Source organism: Thermococcus sp. (genome assembly GCF_026988555.1).
Taxonomy (GTDB): domain Archaea; phylum Methanobacteriota_B; class Thermococci; order Thermococcales; family Thermococcaceae; genus Thermococcus.
Genome location: NZ_JALSLB010000043.1, coordinates 1 through 1,849 on the forward strand (window position 1 = coordinate 1; position 1,849 = coordinate 1,849).

The window sequence follows — 1,849 nt, forward strand, 5'->3', positions numbered from 1 at the left end:
GAGTCGTCATCATAGCCGCAACGAACAGGCCGGACATCTTGGACCCGGCCCTGCTGAGACCCGGAAGGTTCGACAGGCTCATACTCGTTCCAGCACCAGACGAGAAGGCCAGACTGGAGATACTCAGAGTGCACACAAGGAACGTGCCACTGGCCGAGGATGTTAAGCTTGAAGAGCTCGCCAAGGGGACCGAGGGTTACACCGGAGCGGACATCGAAGCCCTCGTCAGAGAGGCTGCGATGCTCGCCATGCGCAGAGTAATGACGACACTGCCTGGGGAGGCCGTAGAAGAGCAAAGCGAGGAGTTCCTGGGTAGGCTGCGCGTGTCGAAAAGAGATTTTGAAACGGCCCTGGAGAAGATCAGACCCAGCATAACCCAGTACATGGTGGAATATTACAGGAGCTTCGAGGAAAACCGAAAGCAGGGAAAGCGTGGCGAGGAAAAGAGGGGAGTTGACTACTACACCTTCTGACCTATTTCATTTTTGGAAAAAGTTTTATACGTTAACGCCCAAGGGTTTACACGATTAAACCGTGGGGTGGAGGAAATGGTCAGGATAATGGCTTCCAAGCTTAGGGACGTTGAGCTGATTACGGACAGCGGCGTAAGGCTCGGATGGGTGTACGACCTCAGCTTTGATGAGGATATAGGGGATATCCTTGTAATAGTCGCCGAGCCGGATGAGGACCTCGACACGAGCGAGTTCGTCACGGATCATGAGGGACTGTTGCTCATCCCGATCAGCGCCGTAAAGAGTATAGGAGAGGTCATAATAATCGACTCCAGCAAGCTAGCTGTTAAATCCAAGCTTAGGAGAGTCAGTGCCATAAAAGAGAAACTTTCAGAAGGCGAGGGGGAGCTCCTCGAGGGCTGAGTTCAGTACCCATCGTAAAGCCTCTCCGCAAGGAATGGTGGGAGGCCCGCTTCCAGTATTTTTCTCGCAGCCTCTTCCACATCGTATTCTACCCTTTGGAACTCTACGTTGCCTGGGGATCCCCCCTCCGTATCGATCACCGCATAGGCCGCCCTCCAATCTCCATCCCTTGGCTGTCCAACGCCACCAGGATTGATTATCCTCCTCCCATCTAGAACTTTGAGCATCGGAACGTGAGTGTGACCAACGAGAAGGTCGTCCTGTCTGATGTAGCGCATAACTGCCTCAAACTCCCTCTCCGGAAGCCAGGGAAAGAGGTACTCATCCAGGGGAGCGCGGGGGGAGCCGTGGATGAGGAGGTAGCTCCTTTCAGTATCGTCGGTGAAGAGCTGCCTCACCGGGAGCCGTCTGAGAAACTCAAGGTTTTCAACCGTCATGACCCGCCAGTGCCATCTCACAGCCTGCCTAGCATAGGGGTTGAAGCCCCACTCGGCACCGAAGGCTATCGCATTGTCATGGTTGCCGCGGACGCAGAGGAAGGTTCTCTTCTTCATCTGCTTTCGAATGAACTCAACGACCTCGTTTGGATTCGCCCCGTAGCCGACAAGGTCGCCCATGCACAGGACGGCGTCTGCGTCTTTTATCTCGTCCCATACTGCCCCAAGGGCCTCCAAATTCGAGTGGACGTCGGAGATGAGGGCGATTCTCATGGACCCACCGTTCAAAAAAAGGTGGAGGTGTTTATATGTTATTTCCCCGCGGAGACACCCAGCAGGAACGCCCCCGTCAGGAGAAGTATCAAAGAGATAAATTCCATCCCTGCGTACCTCTCACCGATGCACGGGCTCCCAACAGCTCCCCATTCATGGAACGCCCGGTAAGTGGTGTAATTGAGGTAGATAGTCATCCCCGTGAAGTTGAACCCGACAGGTAGGACCACCTGCATCCAAGAGTCGAAAACGCCGGAGTACATC

The 1,849-nt window shown here is 54.4% G+C and carries 4 protein-coding genes; 2 read left to right on the top strand and 2 right to left on the bottom strand.

Annotated features, from left to right (window positions below; translation table 11 throughout):
• Positions 1 to 473, top strand: a 473-nt coding sequence (locus tag MVK60_RS06535; protein ID WP_297437689.1) for an AAA family ATPase, incomplete at its 5' end; no start/stop codon positions are given.
• 75 nt (positions 474 to 548) lie between these two features.
• Positions 549 to 875: a PRC-barrel domain-containing protein gene (locus tag MVK60_RS06540; protein ID WP_297437691.1), complete on the top strand. Its 327-nt coding sequence runs from the start codon at positions 549 to 551 to the stop codon at positions 873 to 875.
• Between the two features lie 2 nt (positions 876 to 877).
• Here the strand turns inward: MVK60_RS06540 and MVK60_RS06545 are convergent, their stop codons facing one another.
• Together MVK60_RS06545 and MVK60_RS06550 are read right to left on the bottom strand one after the other, a co-directional pair.
• Positions 878 to 1,585, bottom strand: coding sequence for a metallophosphoesterase family protein (locus tag MVK60_RS06545; protein WP_297437693.1), 708 nt, complete (start codon positions 1,583 to 1,585; stop codon positions 878 to 880).
• 38 nt (positions 1,586 to 1,623) lie between these two features.
• Positions 1,624 to 1,849: hypothetical protein (locus tag MVK60_RS06550; protein WP_297437695.1), on the bottom strand; the 226-nt coding region annotated here is incomplete at its 5' end.